Raw genomic sequence first — 2,546 nt, forward strand, 5'->3', positions numbered from 1 at the left:
GGTACGTTGCAGCAAATGTGGGAGCGGCGGTGCGGCGATCCGATTTACCCGCGAAGCGCCGCGCGGGCGGCGCTCGATTTCACAGGCGCTAAAAATCTTGCGGTGAACACCTCGCAACCTCAATTCGTGACTGGCCGTTCCCGATCTGCTGCGGATGTATTATGGTGGCATGGTGCGCATATAACAGCAGCCCGAGCGATCGGGCACTTGCAAGACAATGAGGGTGTCATGAGCAACGAAAGCATTAATTGGGACAAGCTGGGTTTCGACTACATCAAGACCGACAAACGCTACCTGTCCGTATGGCGCAATGGCGAGTGGGACAAGGGCACCCTGACCGAAGACAACGTACTGCACATCAGTGAAGGCTCCACGGCGCTGCACTATGGCCAGCAGTGCTTCGAGGGCCTCAAGGCCTACCGTTGCAAGGACGGCTCGATCAACCTGTTCCGCCCGGACCAGAACGCCGCCCGCATGCAGCGCAGCTGCGCCCGCCTGCTGATGCCGCACGTGCCTACCGATGTGTTCATCGAAGCGTGCAAGCAGGTGGTCAAGGCCAACGAAAAGTTCGTGCCACCGCACGGCAAAGGCGCCCTGTACCTGCGCCCGTTCGTGATCGGCACTGGTGACAACATTGGCGTGCGCACCGCCCCCGAGTTCATCTTCTCGGTATTCGCCATCCCGGTTGGCTCGTACTTCAAGGGCGGCATGAAGCCGCACAACTTCCAGATCTCCAGCTTCGACCGTGCTGCCCCGCAAGGCACCGGCGCAGCCAAGGTCGGCGGTAACTACGCGGCCAGCCTGCAGCCAGGCGCGGAGGCCAAGAAGGCCAACTTCGCCGACGCCATTTACCTCGACCCGCTGACTCACACCAAGATCGAGGAAGTCGGTTCGGCCAACTTCTTCGGTATCACCGCCAACAACGAGTTCGTCACGCCGAAATCGGCCTCGGTGTTGCCAGGCATCACCCGCCTGTCGCTGATGGAACTGGCGCAATCGCGCCTGGGCCTGAAAGTGATCGAAGGCGATGTCGAAATCAGCAACCTGGACCGCTTCATCGAAGCCGGTGCCTGCGGTACCGCTGCGGTGATCACCCCGATCGGCGGCATCGAGTACAACGGCAAGCTGCACGTGTTCCACGACCTGGAAAAGGTCGGCCCGGTTACCCAGAAGCTCTACGACGAGCTGACCGGCATCCAGAGCGGTGATGTCGAAGCACCGGCAGGCTGGATCGTCAAAGTCGCCTGAGTCGTTTCAGCGGTTTGAAAACGGGGCATGCCAGCAATGGCATGCCCCGTTTTTATTGGTGTGGGAGTTGGGCACACGCCTTAGGCCAGGCGACGCTGCATCAGCAGGTGCCGGACTTTGTCGAACGCCCAGTTGTACAGCACGGTGTAGGGCAGGATGATCACGAAGAAGCCCAGCTCCACCATGAACGCCTGCAAAAGCGAAATATCCAGCATCCACGCGGCCACCGGCAGGCACCAGACTACCAGGCCGGCCTCGAAGCCCAGGCCGTGCGCGAAACGCGCGCGGGCCTGCCAGTGGATCCGCTCGGTCTGTACATAACGATCGATCAGCGCGTTGTAGACCATATTCCACAGCATGGCGATCACCGACAGGGTCACCGCCAGCGCGCCGGCTGTCGCCAGCGATTTGCCCATGACCCAGGACAACAGCGGCGCACACAGCAGCACTGCGAACACTTCATAACCGACGGCGTGAACCAGGCGTTCGGTGAAAGAGACGTTTTTCATTGCAAATTCCATCCAGTGCGTGAGTCGTGCTTCCTATTTTCTTTGATAGAACAGATACTCGCGATATAGCTACCATCGGTTTTATCAATACATGCGCTACTCACCCGAAGCCTTGGTTGCGTTTGTCGAAGCCGCATCGCTGGGGTCTTTTTCCGCCGCTGCGCGCAAGCTGCGCAAAAGCCAGTCCACTATCAGCATCGCGATCGCCAACTTTGAGGCCGATGTTGGTTGCCCGCTGTTTGACCGCACTGGCCGCCATCCCACGCTGAACGAGGCTGGCCGGCAGGTACTGAGGCGTGTCGAGGCGATTCTCGATGCCAGCGCCCAGCTCGATGCACTGGCGGTGCGGCTGGCAGAACATGTCGAGGCGCTGGTGTCGGTGGTGATGTCGGACAGCTACAGCGTTACCTTCCAGGGTGCGGTAATGGCCCGGTTTGCTGAGCACTACCCGCACACCGAGCTGCGCTGCGGGCCGTCGGAGGATGCCGATGTAATCGAAATGATCCAGCTGGGCATGGCGCAGATCGGCATTCTTGCCACACAGCCCAATTACCCTGCCGACGTTGCCGTGGCGCGTTTGCCCGAGCAGGCGGAATTCGCCGTGTACGTGGCCAGCGGGCACCCGCTGGCGGGCATTGCGCAGGTGCAAACGCAGCACCTCGAAAACGCACGCCAGTTATATATCAAGACCTACGCGCCAAGCCTGCATCAGGGCCGTGGCCAGGCTTGGTCGGCACCGGATTACCTCACCCTGCTCGAGTTCGCCGTGCGCGGGTTTGGCTGGGCCGA

At 60.8% G+C, this 2,546-nt stretch carries 3 protein-coding genes; 2 read left to right on the plus strand and 1 reads right to left on the minus strand.

Going from position 1 to position 2,546, the window contains the following annotated elements:
- The first annotated feature begins 228 nt into the window (after nt 1–228).
- The gene (locus HP547_RS28280; RefSeq protein WP_172228058.1) at nt 229–1,248 is read left to right on the plus strand and encodes a branched-chain amino acid aminotransferase; all 1,020 of its coding nucleotides are present in this window, start codon (nt 229–231) and stop codon (nt 1,246–1,248) included.
- Nucleotides 1,249–1,328: 80 nt separating this feature from the next.
- Here the strand turns inward: HP547_RS28280 and HP547_RS28285 are convergent, their stop codons facing one another.
- Nucleotides 1,329–1,757, minus strand: a complete 429-nt coding sequence (locus HP547_RS28285; protein WP_172288783.1) for a multidrug/biocide efflux PACE transporter — start codon at nt 1,755–1,757, stop codon at nt 1,329–1,331.
- Between the two features lie 91 nt (nt 1,758–1,848).
- On the opposite strand from HP547_RS28285, the gene HP547_RS28290 reads away from it, so the two are divergent.
- Nucleotides 1,849–2,546 (plus strand): LysR family transcriptional regulator (locus tag HP547_RS28290; protein ID WP_172288785.1); only part of this gene is annotated, 698 nt, incomplete at its 3' end.

This window comes from Pseudomonas sp. CM27 (assembly GCF_013179515.1).
Lineage (GTDB): Bacteria > Pseudomonadota > Gammaproteobacteria > Pseudomonadales > Pseudomonadaceae > Aquipseudomonas.

Excerpts from the sequence above, each read along its gene's own strand:
- HP547_RS28285 (WP_172288783.1), bottom strand. The coding sequence starts at position 1,757 with ATGAAAAACGTCTCTTTCACCGAACGCCTGGTTCACGCCGTCGGTTAT.
- HP547_RS28280 (WP_172228058.1), top strand. The coding sequence starts at position 229 with ATGAGCAACGAAAGCATTAATTGGGACAAGCTGGGTTTCGACTACATC.